The organism is Mucilaginibacter sp. P4_D1 (assembly GCF_056401935.1).
The window spans coordinates 29,252-45,379 of record NZ_JBFUIJ010000029.1; the positions used below are offsets into that span (position 1 = coordinate 29,252).

The following is a 16,128-nucleotide window of genomic DNA, read 5'->3' on the forward strand; positions in this document are numbered from 1 at the left end:
TGATATTTAGTAAAGCCCTAAAATATCCTTTTTATTTTACGCCATAGGCGATGGGTAAAAGAATATCTTACAGAGATACCTCCGGCTACAACATCAACCTGGTTAGCAAACGCAGGGTCAGCTTCCATTGCAACATTATAAAAATTATTGGGTGATCCCCCTATTTTAAATCCTTGCGTTTTATATCCAATAAACGAAACAATAAGGCTATCTGCCGATGAGGGGACTATCAATTTAAAATCACCGTTGATACCTGTTGATGTGCCAAGGGTTTTATCGTTTAATTGAATATTGGCGCCCGGAATAGGCAAGGTATCATCTTTTGCAGTCACATGCCCTTTTAAAACAATCMAGCCTGTAGTATCAACAACAACTTTCGGCTTATTTTTGCAGACTGTTGTAGAAAGTTGTTCTATAGGTGTTTTATATTTTGCTTCTGCCCTTACAAAGGGGATTAAACCCATAAAGGAAGCCGCTGCCAGTGTTTTCCTCCACAAACTGCTGTAGTTTGTACCACGCCCGATTTCGCGATTGATCTGTTGTAATTGAGTTTTGTTAAACCGGCCGCAAACATTGCCATTGCTGCCGAGAAAAGCAATAACATCGGCATTGCTCATTACTGTAAAATCGGCCACTGTTTTACGGCAATTCATACAATAACGACCGTCAGCAACTTCCATCATTTGATCCCATTGCTCATGGCAGGGTTTATGAATACTGATACTTTTTACCAACGACATGTGTAAAGGATGAATTTAAACTGGATTTTTTGTTGTGATAATTGACTTAAAGATAAAAACAATAACACTTTTCATGAATAAGGTTAACATTAATTAAATATCTTCCGTATCGGCCTTTTAATGCATTTGTAATAAATCCGTTTGATAAGGGGCGTTCTGGTTACCACTACCTCGCCCAGCCAGGCATATTGCTCGGCAGTAAGTTTTACCTGGTAATTTTCATCCGCACAAATGTCAACCAGCAGCGTTTTGTATCCTATCAATGAAACCTGTACGTGTTTTGTGTCTGCCGGTATGGTTAGCCTGAATTTACCGGCTGTATCGGTTGTAGTACCTGTTACCCCCGATGGTATTTTGACGCTGACACCCGGCATAAACAAGTTTTGGTCGTCATATATGCGCCCGGTAATTACCCTGGTTTCAGCAGCATTGGTTATCGCTACCTTGCCCAACATAAAACTGTCTGCGTTGCCCGTTGGCTTAGGAACTTGCACTGTTATAGCCGGTTTATTTTGTGCTACAGCTTTAAATGATAAGGCAAAACTTGCTATGCCCATTATCACAGCCAGCCTTTTCCATCCGCTTGCAGCCGTTGCCGGGGTATAAGCACTAAACTGATAATTGAGGTTAGTTAACTGTTGCTCATTAAACCTGCCGCAAACATTGTTTGTATTGCTTAGGTAAGCAATAACCTGGCTATTGGTCATGGTTGTAAAATCGGTAACAGTTTTACAACATTGGGCGCAGTGCCTGCCACTTTCGGCAGGCATCATTTGCTGCCACGATTGGTGACAGGGTTTAGGTATGTTGATGTTTTGGATAGTATTCATAATGGTTAAATTTTAATATTCGCGAAGCATATCATATATCGAAATCCAGACACGCACAATTGCAGGTTTCTTGAAGCCAACAACCGTTACGCCACCAACCCTACCCGAAAGGCCGCTAGCGACATATGCCAGTTGCAAATCGCCATCTTTTACTGCCGTTGCCACCGGATTGATATTTATATCAGCAGGAGTTAAATGTTTAGGTTGCATAAGTAACGTATCCCGGTGCTTTAGCCGTACGGCGGCTTGCTCTGTTTTGTGTTTCTTTTGCGCATTTGCCCCGGCAAAGGGTATTGCCATCAAAACAGCCGCCGCAAGGCCCATCCTTTTAAAAAAGATAAATGGCGTCGGCTTTTCTTGAAGTTGTTGATTTATCCGGACCAATTGGCCATCCTCAAACCGCCCGCATAAGTTGCTTTGCCTGCCCAGGTAGCCAATTATTTGGGCATCCGTCATCGCCGAAAAATCAATAACCATTTTACAACAACTTTGGCAGTGCCGGCCACCTTCAACCGGCATCATCTGTTGCCATAACTCATGACACGGTTTGGTGATATTAATGCTTTTGGTGCGCGTCATTTCAATCTTTTTGCTACAGGATGCAGTTAATTAAACTTTTCCATAAACGCTTTGTACTTTTTTTGAAATTTCTTGCATCTTTTTTATTGTCAAATAAAATTCCCGGCCAGCATTTGTATATTGCTGCCTTTAACTGACCCTCATGAAAATTAAATTTTTAGGCTTCGGCCTATTCGCACTTTTAGCTGTCAATTCCCAGGCACAAAAAACAAAAGTTAGCCCCGGCGATACCACATCCAACTACAATCCGGCCGCCTTATTTTCGCCGCAGTTTTATACCGATAAGGGCAACGAATTCCACTCGGCCAATGGCGAACCCGGTCCTAAATACTGGCAAAACCGGGCCAATTATACTATAAACGTAGCTTTAGATACCGCAAGCAAAACCATCAGCGGCACGGTAAGTATACTCTACATAAACAACAGTCCCGATGCTTTACAGTACTTGTGGTTGCAATTAGATCAAAATACCTATAAAAAGGAGGCGCGCTCTAACTTTTTCACCGGTCGTGTGCCGGGGCCAGATCAACATACCACGGGTTATACCATCGAGTCGGTGGCATTAGATTATGGCGATTTACTTGAGAAGGTGCCTTACGTAATCACCGATACCCGCATGCAGGTGCGTTTGCCGCATGCTTTGGGTAAAGGCTCTATAAAGTTGCGGATTAACTACCATTATACCATCCCGGGCGACTTTGGTAACCGTACCGATTATGTAAACACCAAAAACGGAACGATTTACGAGATAGCCCAATGGTTTCCGCGCATGTGCGTATATGATGATAGCCGTGGCTGGGATACCCTGCCATTTTTGGGCGCTGGCGAGTTTTATTTAGATTATGGCGATTTTGATTACCAGGTTACCGTACCATGGGATATGATAGTAGCCGGTTCGGGCGAGTTGGTAAACCCAAAAGAAGTTTTAACGGCCAAACAAATTGCCCGCCTTGATGCCGCCCGCGCAAGCGATAAAACGGTAATGATACGCACCCTTGCCGAGGTTACTGATCCTGCAAGTCGCCCTGTTAACAAAGGCACACTTACGTGGCATTACAAGATGATAAACACCCGCGATGTGGCCTTCGGCGCATCAAAAGCTTACGTTTGGGATGCGGCAAGGGTTAATTTGCCGGGCGGCAAAAAATCGTTGGCCATGTCGGTTTACCCGGCCGAGAGTGTTGGCCCCAATGCCTGGGACCGTGCTACCGAATACCTTAAAAAATCGATAGAGTATTTTTCTGAAAAATGGTTTGTGTACCCCTACCCCGTTGCCATTAACGAAGCCGGTATTGCCGGCGGCATGGAGTATCCGGGTATTGTGTTTGACGGCATTACCGATAAAGGCAACGAGTTATACTGGGTAACCGCGCACGAAATAGGCCATAACTGGTTCCCGATGATCGTAGGATCAGACGAGCGCCGTTTTGGCTGGATGGACGAGGGCTTTAACACCTTTATAGATATCTACGCATCGGAGGAATTTAACAAAGGTGAATACGCCCCTAAGCGCGATGGAGAATATGCGCCCGGCGGCGGCAATCCCGCCGATGAGATCATCCCGATTTTGAACGACCCTGCATCGCCGCCTATCATGACGGCTGCAGATGCTACACCCGAAAAATATCGCCACCCACTGGTTTACTTTAAACCCGCATTTGGCCTGGTTTTGCTGCGCGAACAGATACTGGGTAAGGATCGGTTTGACTATGCCTTCCGCAACTACATCAGTAAATGGGCATTTAAGCACCCACAGCCCGACGACTTTTTCCGCTCGATGGAAAGCGGCGCCGGCGAAGATCTTTCCTGGTTTTGGAAAGGCTGGTTTTATAACAACTGGGTAAGCGACATAGCCATTACAGCAGCCCAAAACGTAGGCAGTAATGCTACCAAAGGCGTAAAAATAACCGTTGTGAGTAAAGAGCAGTTGCCGATGCCTTTCACTGTAGAATTAAAATATAAAGACGGCAGCAAAAAACGCCACTATTTGCCTGTTGAAACCTGGATGCAGCGCAAAGTAGTAACGGTAATCCTCCCCGACGACAAAGATGTTGAAAGCGTTTCCATCGACCCGGATAATGCTTTACCTGATTTGAACAGGGGGAATAATAGTGTAAAAGTGAGCCCCCCAGCCCCCTGAAGGGGGAGCAACTTAAAATTCGCCCTTTAGGGATTACTGTGTGTACACATCTTTTTTAATAAAAGAAAATGTCATTTCGAACGAACCAGGGAGGGATTGGGGCGTTGGCGTGAGGAGAAATCCTGTACGATTTGCTTCGCAACCAGCCTGCCGGAATGCAGGGCGTATAAGATTTCTCCTCCCCCCTGCGCGCAAGCCACTTCTGGTTCGTTCGAAATGACAACTTTTTTGTTTAATGATACGATTTCTAAAAAGATGTGTACACATAGTAGCCTCCGGAGGCTATCATAAATTTGTCAATCTTACCTCAACGTTAAACAATTAATAAGGTAAAGCTTATCTTTGCTATATGAACACAGCCGATCTGTTGCAACGCGCTTTGCGGTTTGATTTTTTAACCCGGGAAGAAGGGGTTTATCTATATAATAATGCGCCTACTGCCGATTTAATGTACACGGCCAACGAATTGCGTAAAAAGCAGGTTCCGCATGGTAAGGTTACCTGGCAAATTGATCGTAATGTTAATACTACCAACGTATGCATAGCCAATTGCAAGTTTTGTAACTTTTTTCGCAGGCCCGGCCACGAGGATAGCTACATTACTGATATTGAAACCTACAAAAAGAAGATAGAAGAAACTTTCCGCTACGGCGGCGATCAGTTGCTGCTACAGGGTGGTCACCACCCCGACTTAGGGCTTAAATTTTATACCGATCTGTTCAGCGAACTGAAACAGCTATATCCAAAGTTAAAACTGCACTCTTTAGGCCCGCCGGAAATAGCGCACGTAGCTAAACTGGAGAATATGAGCCACATAGATGTACTCAGGGTGATGAAAGAGTCTGGGTTAGATTCACTACCCGGTGCAGGCGCCGAGATACTGAACGACCGTGTACGCCGCCTGATATCAAAAGGTAAATGCGGCGGCAAGGAGTGGCTGGATGTAATGCGTGCAGCCCATCAGCTTAACCTGCCTACATCTGCAACCATGATGTTTGGCCATATTGAAACCATCGAAGAACGCTTTGAGCACCTGGTTTGGATCCGCGAGGTACAATCCGAAAAGCCGGATGGTCATTATGGGTTTGTAGCCTTTATACCCTGGCCTTTCCAGGACGATGGCACGCTATTACGTAAAGTTCGTGGTATCACCAATAATGTAACCGGCGATGAATACATCCGCATGATTGCCTTAAGCCGCATTATGCTGCCTAATGTTAAAAACATACAGGCCTCATGGCTTACCGTTGGTAAACAAGTGGCCCAATTGTGCTTACATGCAGGTGCTAATGATTTTGGATCGATCATGATAGAAGAAAACGTGGTATCCGCCGCAGGCGCACCACATAGGTTTACAGCCAAAGGCATCCAGGATTCAATCAAAGAAGCTGGTTTTGAACCCCAACTGCGCACCCAAAAATACGACTGGCGCGACATACCAGTTGAAATTGAGGAACAAGTTATTGATTATTAAGTTTTGAGTGATGAGTTTTGAGTTTTAAGTATATCTGTTTATTACTCACAACTCATAACTTGCAACTCACAACTCATGGAAAAACATATAGAGGCACTCATCTTCGCATCTGAACAAGGTATACGGTTGGAAGAGATCATGTATTGCCTTCAGGCTGCTTTTGAACGCGATTTTACAGCCGATGAAGTGAACGAGAGTCTAAAAGCCATCGAACTAAAATATAGCGACGATAACCTGGCTATCGAATTGGTAAAAGTTGGTAACGGCTACCAGTTTTTCACCAAAAAACAATACCACCCTGTCATCAATTTATTGCAATTACAACGATCTAAAAAAAGATTGAGCCAGGCCGCATTGGAAACCCTTGCCATTATTGCGTATAAACAGCCGGTAACCAAAACCGATGTAGAACAAATCCGTGGTGTAAACTGCGATTATTCGATCCAAAAACTGCTCGAAAAAGAGCTGATAGCTATAACCGGGAAGTCGGAAGCGCTCGGAAAACCCATATTATATGGCACCAGCGGCCTTTTCATGGATTATTTTGGAATCAACAGCATACAGGAATTACCTCAGATTAAGGATTTTACAAGCACATCCGTAGCCATTGGCGAACAAACAGAATAATTTTTATTTCATGTTTTTAATAAAAATGATTTTGATTATTTTTACTATTGAAACGGGAAATAAAAGCTTTAAAAAAATTCCTGCTTTTTGACCGATTTAAAGTATTATTGACAAAGTTTTACAAATAAAATCCATTACAATGGGAGCGCCAAAAAAACCAACCACTAAGAAGATCGACAATTCTGATGACGACCTTGATGACGATGACGATCTGAGTCTCGACCCTAAAAAGAAAAAAGTTGAGGACGATGATGATGATTTTGATGGGCCTTTAGACGACGATCTGGGCAGAGGTTATGATTCATTCGATGATGACGATGACGACGATTTTTAATCGTTGACGATACATAGCTCTATTTGTAAAGCATTCAGCACATGCCCTGAATGCTTTTTTTATATTTAGCCCTCCTATGATTATAACCGAAGTAAAAGATAAAGCATCAAAAAAAGCATTTTTAAACCTTGCACGTACGTTGTACAAGGACGACAAAAACTGGGTTTGCCCACTGGATAATGATATTGAAGCGGTATTTGATCCGGCAAAAAACAACTTCCACCAGGATGGCAAGTGCACCCGCTGGATTCTGGCCGATGATAACGGCAAGATAATCGGCCGTGTTGCTGCCTTCATCAATAATAAAAAAGCCTACCATTATGAGCAGCCAACCGGTGGCATGGGCTTTTTTGAATGCATCAACGATAAAAAGGCTGCTTTCCTGTTATTTGATACCGCAAAAAAGTGGTTACAGGATAATGGCATGCAAGCCATGGACGGGCCTATCAATTTTGGCGAGAATGATAATTTTTGGGGACTGCTGGTAGAGGGTTTCACTCACCCCTCCTACGGCATGAACTATAATTTTCCATACTACCGGGCATTTTTTGAAGATTATGGTTTTAAAACACTGTACGAGCAAATCACCAATCACCTGGATGTAAACAAGCCTTTTTCTGAGCGGTTTACAAAAATTGCCAATTGGGTTATCAAAAAGCCGGGGTACGATTTCAGGCACTTCGAGATAAAGAAAATGGAGAAGTTTGCTGCCGACTTTATCGAGATTTATAACGATGCCTGGCAGGATTTTGAAAACTTTGTTCCAATTACCCAGGCTACCATTGCCGAAAGCTTTAAAAAAATGAAGCCGCTGATGGACGAGAAACTCATCTGGTTTGCCTACATCGATGATGAACCGGCTGCATTTGTTATCATTTTGCCAGATGCTAACCAAATGCTTAAACCTGTAAACGGCAAACTCGACCTAATTGGTAAGCTTAAATTTTTATATTACCGTCGGAAAGGCGTATCGCGTATGCGGGCGATAGTAATGGGTACCAAGCAAAAATACCAGAAACACGGCCTGGAATCGGCGATATTTATTAAGCTTAAAGAATACGTTTTGCCTTTAAAACAATACGACGAACTGGAATTGTCCTGGGTTGGAGATTTTAATGAGAAAATGATTGCCATTCATGCGGCCGTGGGGGCTACATTTGGCAAAAAACATTTAACAATGCGTTGTACATTTTAACCAAACCCGGTTGCAGCCGGGTTTAAATTTATGCGGTAGCTTTTGAGTGCCTAAGCTCTTCAAACAGCTCAATCACCTTTTTCTGCAGATCGATAACTTCGGTTTCACGATCCATTAAACGTTTGTTAACTGTTTCTAATTCGTTAACAAATTTTTGATCCTGATCGGAATCATTAAACGTAAGTAGCTGAACTACCGACATTTCGAACAAAGTTGCTATTTGTTCAAGCCTCGATAAATTAATGTCAGTAATTCCTGTCTCGATCTTCGAGAAAGCGGGAATGGAAATATCTAACCGTTTTGCAACATCCTCCTGGCTCCACCCTTTTTGATGACGTAATAGTCTGATTTTTTTTCCAAGTGTTTTCATGTGAATTCAATAATTGTAAAGGTTTCGCAAAAGTTAATTACCTTGCAATAATATTTATTATCACGCTAATTATCAACTAATTTGCACAATATTTTATTTAAAAACGCAAACAGACAAAATAAATCGCAATYACCTGCGTTACAGGTCGCTAAGCAAGTTTCATTCATCCTTTTTTTAACATCAATGCCTAGCTGATAATCAATGTTCAAACTTGTAAAATACGCTGCTTGTGTCAGCTTAGTTAACATGAAATTTAGTTAGGCTGCACGTTGACAATAACCCGCTCCGGATCAAGGGGCGATACAGTTCTTTCGCATTTCCATTTGGTGCCGGCTATAGTACCTTCCAGCGTATTCCCGTTTTCTATCACATCTCCGTAGTCGTAAATATAATAAGCGTAATTCCATAACAACCCGGCAACTTCGCTAGCCTCAAAATCCACAAACCTCACCTGAAAATCAGGTAAACCAAGTGAATGAAGCCCAATGGTATCCATCAGTAATTCACCTTCCGTCGAATCGCTTATGTTATAAAGCCTTACGTTACATATGCTGTATAAAACCTCTTTTTCTGCACTATCCCATTTAAGTATCAAATCGGTAGGCTTAATTATTTTTTGGCCATGAAAAGAGTAAATAGCATCGGGTTTAGTGGCCCTGGTTACAGCCACCAAAAAGTTCATAAACCAATTTACCCTTTGCTTATATTCAAGGGTTCGCGAAAACATATCGGTAACCAATACTTCGTATTTACATTCATTGGCCACCTCATTAGCCTCCTGCCAATTCCAGTTTTGCTGAAAAGCAGTTTCGGGCAAGCTTACATTTTCGTTTTGGGCTATAATACATTGTGCATCTATAATTGCGTCTGCCAACTCAATCTTAACACCAGGGAAAGAAAACAAAAAAGAGTTCTCATTCTCCGAGCCCTCGATGTTTGTGAAATACGCTTTCGCTTCGGTTAATATTTTATTAAAATTAAGCTCCGGCTTATCAATAAAAAGCAATTTAAACATCAACAATTCAGGCGGATTCTCTAAACGCTGCAATCCAGCTGCCGGCTCATTCGCCGGTGGAGCAGGTTTCTTTTTAAAAATGTTAAATAGGCCCATAAAAAATTAAAGTGGTTCGGTTTACCTGTCCTAACGGCAATTCAGGTGGCACAATATAAGCAAAGCTTCCCGTAAATGATTTTAGTGTCCGAGGTAAACGGCGAATTATCACAAAACTGTAATTAAAAAAATAACAGTTAAACATAGTTTGGTTTTTAAATTAACAAACTACCTTTGTACTGTAATAATTAAAATTACAGATGAACGGACAATTTCAGATAGCAGTACATATCCTTACCCTGCTTAATGCGCAGCCGGGCGAGCTTTTGTCGTCTGATTATATTGCCGGCAGCATCAATATCAATCCTGTGTTGGTACGTAAAGAAATTAGCAACCTGCGCAAATACGGTTTAATAGCCAGTAAAGAAGGTAAATCCGGTGGCTATAGTTTGGCCCTGCCGCCCGATAAAATTTCCTTCAGCGATGTGTACAGAGCCGTAAAAGTTGCACCAGCCCTGGGCCAGGCAAAAAATAAGCCTAACCCGGCATGCTCAATAGGGAAGCAAATAAGCCAACACCTGGATGATTTGGCCGAAGAGGTTGATACCACCATTTTTAACAAACTAAAAACAATGACACTGGCTGATTTCAGCAGCAAATTCGAGTAAAAAAATTTACACAAAACTGTAACAAATTAAATTACAATATAAAAAACAACAATTATGAAATTAGCACTGATAGGCGCAACCGGCTTTGTAGGCAAAGCAGTATTAGCCGAGGCTTTGACACGCGGATACGATGTAACTGCCATAGCCCGCAATCCTCAAACTATTGAAGTTAACAGCGATAAGCTTACAACCGTTGCTGTTGATATTTTTGACACCGATAAGCTTGCAGCTGCACTTGAGGGCCACGACGCCGTAGTGAGCTCGTTTAACGCAGGCTGGGCCAATCCAAATCTGTATAACGATTTCCTGAAAGGATCAGAACTTATTCAACAGGCTGTAAAACAATCGGGCGTAAAACGTTTATTGGTTATTGGCGGTGCGGGCAGCTTATACGCTGCTCCAGGTTTACAGTTGGTTGATACCCCTCAATTCCCGGCCGAGTGGAAAGCAGGTGCCACCGCAGCCCGCGATTACCTAAACATCCTTAAAAAAGAAGAAGACCTTGACTGGACATTTTTAAGCCCCGCCATCAACCTGCACCCGGGCGAGCGCACCGGAAAATTCCGCTTAGGTACCGATGAACCCGTATTTGATGAAGCCGGCCATGCAGATATCAGTGTAGAAGACATGGCCGTTGCTATACTTGACGAACTGGAAAACAACCAGTTTGTAAAAAGAAGGTTTACGTTGGGGTATTAGGTAAAATTTGTCTGAACCAGAATTCATCGAATTATGGAATTTTTAGAATTCTTTAATTCGACAAATTCCGGTTCAGACACTCCTACTTCACAAACTTGGCAGCCACCCAATCCTTATCCTTTTTGTGGGTAATGTACTTCAGGCCGTATTTACGTGCCTCGTCGGTAATGATATCAAGGTCGGGCGATTCGTAGAAGCCGCTGAAATAGATCTCACCTTCAGGTTTTAATACTTCGGCATAGCGCTCCATCTGGTCTAACAAGATGTTGCGGTTAATGTTGGCCAATATGGTATCGTATTGTTCGTTTGGAATCGCCTCTTTTGAGCCGCACAGCGGGGTAATATTTGCAATATTGTTTAAAGCAGAGTTTTCGATGGTGCTCTCGTAGCATACAGGGTCGTAGTCAATAGCAGTTACCTTTGCGGCGCCTAATTTGGAGGCCATAATAGCCAGGATACCAGTACCGCAGCCCATATCCAATACGTTTTTACCTGCATACTCATTTTCCAGCATCAGCGCCAGCATCATTGATGTGGTTTGATGGTGGCCTGTACCAAAAGCCATCTTGGGGTCTATCACTATTTCATACGGAAACTCCGGCTTGGCAGGATGAAAAGTTGCCCTTACATAAATTTTGTCGTTAATTTCTATCGGCTCAAAATTACTTTCCCAAACCTCGTTCCAGTTTTTTTGCGGGATAAGTGTTATCTCGTAGCTAAAAGTAAACAGATCACGATATGGCAATAGCTGTTCAATGAGTACAGCTTCATCAAAAGCATCCACCGGGATATAGGCTTTAAAACCAAGGTCCAGCTCCTCAAAAGTATCAAAACCAATTTCGCCCAGGGCATTTATCAGCAAATCCTGCTGGTAATCTTCGGTAGTTATGGTGGTAAAAAGTAATTCGTAGTAGTTCATAAGATAATATTTTCATCACAAGTCATTGCGAGGCACGAAGCAATCGCGAACTTTGCGAGGTGAATATGCATGGTTCGCGATTGCCGCGCTGCGCTCGCAATGACATAATTTTTCTTTGCTTCTACTCTTCGGCAGCAATTGTTTCATGTTTGGTCTCGCGCTTCAGCTTAACAGCCTTCCCTGTTACTAAAAACAATATAAAAAAATTAATAGCCCAGTAAGCCAGCTGTATCATTAACATGATGGTAGTAAGCCCAATAAGGTTATCGTAGCCCGATTGATCGTCCCATATAAAATAAGCAATCCCGCCGGCGGCAAGCGCACAAACAACAGCTACAATTATAAATGTAACTAATGCCCCAACAGCCGACCGCAACACAAAGCTTTCCCAAACAGGCACAATAACAATCCATTGGGTAAGTATGGCGCAAATAAAGTATAAAGGCCAGCAGTAATAAAAGCAGGCCATAAATGCATGTACGTTACCCTCGCCCATATCCCCTATCTGCATAGTACTGGCATAAGCGCTTGTAATAACAAACACCGAAAATGCCATAAATGCAATAAGTGGCGGGAGAAAAGTTCTCATGTTTTAGATTTGAGATATTAGATGTGAGATTTGAGATTAACCCCAAATCTCACTACCTAACGTTCGATAGCTATTTCTGTTTGAGATATGATCAAACAGCCGGACAAGTGCAGCCCGTCTCATATCTCACATCTCAAATCTAATTAAACGCTTTAATGATATCCACAAAATCGCGCGATTTTAGGGACGCGCCACCTATCAGGCCGCCATCAATATCGGGGCAGGCAAACAGTTCGGCAGCGTTTTTAGGGTTGCAACTCCCGCCGTATAAAATGGTGGTGCTATCGGCAACTTCCTGGCTGTATTTGGCAGCAATTTCTTTACGGATAAACTCATGAATTTCCTGAGCTTGCGCTGATGATGCGGTAACACCTGTACCTATAGCCCAAACCGGCTCATAAGCTAATACAAGTTTGCCAAACTCGGCAGCATCTAAATGAAACACGCCTTCAACCAATTGCGTTTTAATTACATTAAAGTGCTCATTACCTTCACGCTCCTGCAAAGTTTCACCGATGCAGAAGATAGGGCGCAAATCATGTTTTAAAACGGTATCGGTTTTTTTGGCCAAAAGCTCGTTGGTTTCGCCAAAATACTGACGACGCTCTGAGTGACCAAGAATAACGTAAGCCGCACCGATAGATTTGATCATTTTAGCCGAGATCTCGCCGGTATAAGCACCGCTTTCGGCCTGGTGGGCGTTTTGGGCACCAACAGAAACTTTATTGTAACCTTTTGCCAATTGCACCAGGCTGTTGATATGGATAAAAGGACTGCAAATAACCGCTTCCTGGGCACCGGTAACCTCGTCTTTAACCATGTTAATGATTTCGGTAAATACACCTAAACCTTCGTTATAGTCAAGGTTCATTTTCCAGTTTCCGGCAACAATTTTTTTTCTCATTGTGTTTATTGTTAGTTGATTTAGTTGATTATGTTGATTGAGTTGATTGGGTTGAATAAGTTGATTGAGTTGGACTGAGTTGGATTGCATTGCATTGAGTCGATTTAATTGGAAGATATTAAAACTTAATCAACCTAATCCAACTTAATCAACCCAATCAACTTACTCAACCACTCACTAAAACCTCCGATACTCCTCTGTTAATTCAAATACTTTGGCCAATATATTTTGTTCTACTTCGTCAAAATTGCGGTGGTCGCGGCGGTCAAATACTTTTTGGGCGGTGATAAACATTTTTTTGAGCGTGTAAACTTCAAAACCCTGCGCGCCTCCCCATGAAAAATCGGCCACAAAATTACGCGGGAAACCTGCGCCAAATACATTAGCGCTAACGCCTACTACAGTACCGGTATTAAACATGGTATTAATGGCGCATTTTGAATGATCGGCCATAATCAAGCCGCAAAACTGCAGGCCTGTTTTACGAAAGCGCATGGTATTATAATCCCAAAGCTTTACCTCGTCGTAATTATTTTTCAGGTTGGAGTTGTTGCTGTCGGCGCCGATGTTGCACCATTCGCCAAGTACCGAGTTACCTAAATATCCTTCGTGCCCTTTAGATGAATAGCCCCAGATTACGGCATTGTTTAATTCGCCGCCAACCCTTGAGTAAGGGCCAACTGTGGTTGCGCCATAAATTTTCGCGCCCATTTTAACCTGCGAGTGCTCGCAGATGGCAAAAGCGCCCCTAATGTGGGTACCTTCCCAAATCTCGGTATTAGCAGATAGATAAATGGGGCCGTTGGTAGTGTTAAATGTAGAGCATTCGGCAACAGCACCTTCTTCGGCAAAAAAATCGTTGCCAATAATTACGTTGGTAGCGCTTATAGTGGCACTGGTACGGCCTTTGGTAAGCAACTGATAATCTTTCCGCAGTTCGATATCATTTTTCCTGAAAATATCTTCAGGGTATTTTATCGATACAAAAAGAGAGGTGTAAGCTATAATTTTGTCGAAAACAGATTCGGGGTTAAAACTTTCTGCACCGGCCTGGTTTAATCGTACAGCCAGCAACTGGTCGTTATGTTTTAATGCCTCGCCTGTTTGCAAATTGCCTATAGCCTCCAGTAAACCTTCATCAGGGCAAACGGCGCCATTGATAAACAGGTTATCGGCCTCAACTTTTGCAGGGAATTTGGCCTGCAAATAATCAAGCGTATGGAATGAGGTGGTTGCATTTAAGTGCTTAGCCCATTTTTCGGCAATGGTCATAATACCAATGCGTAAATCGGCAACGGGCCGGGTATAGGTAAGCGGCAGTAAAGTTTGGTGTGCGTTATCGTCGAAAAGAATAAGAGCCATGGCGCAAAAATAAAAAAAGTCCCCCGATACGTCGGGAGACTTGTAAATATTTAATTAAACAAGCAATTATTTCTTGTTGTAACGTGTACGGAATTTATCGATACGACCAGCAGTATCAACCAGTTTCATTTTACCGGTATAGAAAGGATGCGATGTGTGCGAAATTTCTAATTTGATCAATGGATACTCGTTACCGTCTTCCCATTTAATGGATTCACGTGTATCGATGCAAGATTTAGTCATAAAGGCATATTCGTTCGACATGTCTTTAAACACAACTAATCTATAGTTTTTTGGATGCAGATCTTTTTTCATTATATATAAACTTATCTTCTGTAGTCTTTAAAAGAGGCGCAAATGTAATGAAATAATTCAAAATTCAAAAGGCAAAAGTAAAAAGAATTRCAGGCGGTATTTTGGTGCGGATTGCGAGGGTCGGATTGCGGCGTGCTTCAATCCACGTCATCTATCAAACATGTATCAAAAAATCCGCCGACCTGTTTCCCCCACCTCGACCCTCGCAACCCGCAACACGAACCTAAACGCTTCCTGTCCCCTTCGGGTCTCTCGATAGAGGACCTGAAGGGCCAATGCCAGTCGAAAATACGATGGCTGTATAAAACTCTGCTTATCGAATAAGATTGTGCTCCACATGCCTCAGGGTCCTTTTTCAAAGAGACCCTTAGGGGACGGAACTCAATTGGCAGTTTTAATTAAATAAAAATGCCATCCCATTCTTCACTAAAATAAATTTCCAAAAACTCTTTAAATGAGTTGGCAACTATCTTGAAGCTATCGCCACAAATAACATACACTTCATTTTTTTCAGATGCCCCATCATATAATCTGATAGCGTAAGTCCATAAGTGACAAAAATAATCGCTAAAAACGAAGCATTCCTGATGCGTTGGCAAAGTGTTTACAATATTCCTGTAATCCCCCCAATCACCAACTTCATCCTTTACTGATTTGAATTGATCAATACCATAAAAGAAAAACATATCAAGGTCATAAACATGAACATTAAACGTTCGAAAATAATCTTTAAGATCATCGGGAATGATCAATTTATGATTTGATTCAAACGAAGCAATATTGTTTTCTACATCGGTATCCATCTTAATTCTTGATTCTAATCTCTTGACTCTATTCCCTGGCATAGCTCAATCAACACCCCATTCGCACTCTTTGGGTGCACAAAACAAACCAACTTATTATCTGCCCCTTGCTTAGGCTCATCGTTCAGCAGCACAAAACCTTCACTTTTTAAGCGGTGCATTTCGGCAACTATATCATCTACCTCAAATGCAATATGGTGTATCCCCTCCCCTTTTTTGGCTATGAATTTAGCTATCGGGCTATCGTCATTCAGCGCCTGTAGCAGTTCTATTTTATTTGGGCCTGTTTGTAAAAAAGCGGTTAGCACGCCTTCGCTTTTTACGGTCTCGGTTTTATAAACCGAAGTATTTAAAAGCTTTTCATATATGTTGCCTGCTACACTAATATCGGTTACCGCAATGCCAATATGTTCCACTTTGTTCATGTCCAAATATTGTAAATTAATGGTCAGCTTTGATAAAATACACTTTATTTTGAATGATTTTAAATAAAAACTTACTTATCTTTGTACTGTTAATATAGCACAGC

The 16,128-nt window shown here is 42.3% G+C and carries 19 protein-coding genes; 7 read left to right on the forward strand and 12 right to left on the reverse strand.

Going from position 1 to position 16,128, the window contains the following annotated elements; all coding sequences use genetic code 11:
* Positions 1-17: 17 nt before the first annotated feature.
* From AC1DV1_RS21110 to AC1DV1_RS21120, 3 genes are all read right to left on the reverse strand, one after another.
* The gene (locus tag AC1DV1_RS21110; protein WP_477362964.1) at positions 18-740 is read right to left on the reverse strand and encodes a carboxypeptidase-like regulatory domain-containing protein; all 723 of its coding nucleotides are present in this window, start codon (positions 738-740) and stop codon (positions 18-20) included.
* A gap of 89 nt (positions 741-829) precedes the next feature.
* The gene (locus AC1DV1_RS21115) at positions 830-1,570 is read right to left on the reverse strand and encodes a carboxypeptidase-like regulatory domain-containing protein (protein WP_477362967.1); all 741 of its coding nucleotides are present in this window, start codon (positions 1,568-1,570) and stop codon (positions 830-832) included.
* A gap of 12 nt (positions 1,571-1,582) precedes the next feature.
* Entirely contained in the window at positions 1,583-2,149 is a 567-nt protein-coding gene (locus AC1DV1_RS21120; RefSeq protein ID WP_477362970.1) for a hypothetical protein, read from the reverse strand.
* Between the two features lie 142 nt (positions 2,150-2,291).
* On the opposite strand from AC1DV1_RS21120, the gene AC1DV1_RS21125 reads away from it, so the two are divergent.
* From AC1DV1_RS21125 to AC1DV1_RS21145, 5 genes are all read left to right on the forward strand, one after another.
* Entirely contained in the window at positions 2,292-4,289 is a 1,998-nt protein-coding gene (locus AC1DV1_RS21125) for a M1 family metallopeptidase (RefSeq protein WP_477362973.1), read from the forward strand.
* 349 nt (positions 4,290-4,638) lie between these two features.
* A complete protein-coding gene (gene mqnC, locus AC1DV1_RS21130; RefSeq protein ID WP_477362976.1) occupies positions 4,639-5,763 on the forward strand; it encodes a cyclic dehypoxanthinyl futalosine synthase in 1,125 nt (374 codons plus the stop codon).
* Positions 5,764-5,838: 75 nt separating this feature from the next.
* Positions 5,839-6,390, forward strand: coding sequence for an SMC-Scp complex subunit ScpB (gene scpB / locus AC1DV1_RS21135; RefSeq protein ID WP_477362979.1), 552 nt, complete (start codon positions 5,839-5,841; stop codon positions 6,388-6,390).
* Between the two features lie 139 nt (positions 6,391-6,529).
* Positions 6,530-6,724, forward strand: coding sequence for a hypothetical protein (locus tag AC1DV1_RS21140; protein ID WP_477362982.1), 195 nt, complete (start codon positions 6,530-6,532; stop codon positions 6,722-6,724).
* A gap of 76 nt (positions 6,725-6,800) precedes the next feature.
* Complete coding sequence (locus AC1DV1_RS21145; RefSeq protein ID WP_477362985.1) at positions 6,801-7,919, forward strand: GNAT family N-acetyltransferase; 1,119 nt, start codon at positions 6,801-6,803, stop codon at positions 7,917-7,919.
* A gap of 28 nt (positions 7,920-7,947) precedes the next feature.
* On the opposite strand, the gene AC1DV1_RS21150 is transcribed toward AC1DV1_RS21145, so the two are convergent.
* Together AC1DV1_RS21150 and AC1DV1_RS21155 are read right to left on the reverse strand one after the other, a co-directional pair.
* Positions 7,948-8,289, reverse strand: a complete 342-nt coding sequence (locus AC1DV1_RS21150; RefSeq protein WP_477362988.1) for a helix-turn-helix domain-containing protein — start codon at positions 8,287-8,289, stop codon at positions 7,948-7,950.
* Positions 8,290-8,542: 253 nt separating this feature from the next.
* On the reverse strand, positions 8,543-9,400 hold the full coding sequence (locus AC1DV1_RS21155; RefSeq protein ID WP_477362991.1) for a DUF4261 domain-containing protein: 858 nt from the start codon (positions 9,398-9,400) through the stop codon (positions 8,543-8,545).
* Between the two features lie 200 nt (positions 9,401-9,600).
* Between AC1DV1_RS21155 and AC1DV1_RS21160 the strand changes: the two genes are divergently transcribed.
* A complete protein-coding gene (locus AC1DV1_RS21160) occupies positions 9,601-10,008 on the forward strand; it encodes an Rrf2 family transcriptional regulator (protein WP_477362994.1) in 408 nt (135 codons plus the stop codon).
* A 54-nt stretch (positions 10,009-10,062) separates the two neighbouring features.
* Positions 10,063-10,707 carry an NAD(P)-dependent oxidoreductase gene (locus AC1DV1_RS21165; protein ID WP_477362998.1) on the forward strand — a complete coding sequence of 215 codons (645 nt, stop codon included), beginning with the start codon at positions 10,063-10,065 and terminating at the stop codon, positions 10,705-10,707.
* Between the two features lie 82 nt (positions 10,708-10,789).
* On the opposite strand, the gene prmA is transcribed toward AC1DV1_RS21165, so the two are convergent.
* From prmA to mce, 7 genes are all read right to left on the reverse strand, one after another.
* Complete coding sequence (gene prmA, locus AC1DV1_RS21170) at positions 10,790-11,626, reverse strand: 50S ribosomal protein L11 methyltransferase (RefSeq protein WP_477363001.1); 837 nt, start codon at positions 11,624-11,626, stop codon at positions 10,790-10,792.
* A gap of 121 nt (positions 11,627-11,747) precedes the next feature.
* On the reverse strand, positions 11,748-12,215 hold the full coding sequence (locus AC1DV1_RS21175) for a hypothetical protein (RefSeq protein WP_477363004.1): 468 nt from the start codon (positions 12,213-12,215) through the stop codon (positions 11,748-11,750).
* A gap of 139 nt (positions 12,216-12,354) precedes the next feature.
* On the reverse strand, positions 12,355-13,119 hold the full coding sequence (gene tpiA / locus AC1DV1_RS21180; RefSeq protein WP_477363007.1) for a triose-phosphate isomerase: 765 nt from the start codon (positions 13,117-13,119) through the stop codon (positions 12,355-12,357).
* A gap of 177 nt (positions 13,120-13,296) precedes the next feature.
* On the reverse strand, positions 13,297-14,481 hold the full coding sequence (locus AC1DV1_RS21185; protein ID WP_477363010.1) for a putative sugar nucleotidyl transferase: 1,185 nt from the start codon (positions 14,479-14,481) through the stop codon (positions 13,297-13,299).
* A gap of 66 nt (positions 14,482-14,547) precedes the next feature.
* Entirely contained in the window at positions 14,548-14,796 is a 249-nt protein-coding gene (locus tag AC1DV1_RS21190) for a type B 50S ribosomal protein L31 (RefSeq protein WP_090646940.1), read from the reverse strand.
* Positions 14,797-15,194: 398 nt separating this feature from the next.
* Positions 15,195-15,599, reverse strand: coding sequence for an SMI1/KNR4 family protein (locus tag AC1DV1_RS21195; protein WP_477363013.1), 405 nt, complete (start codon positions 15,597-15,599; stop codon positions 15,195-15,197).
* Between the two features lie 14 nt (positions 15,600-15,613).
* Entirely contained in the window at positions 15,614-16,024 is a 411-nt protein-coding gene (gene mce / locus AC1DV1_RS21200; protein WP_477363017.1) for a methylmalonyl-CoA epimerase, read from the reverse strand.
* Between the last annotated feature and the right edge of the window lie 104 nt (positions 16,025-16,128).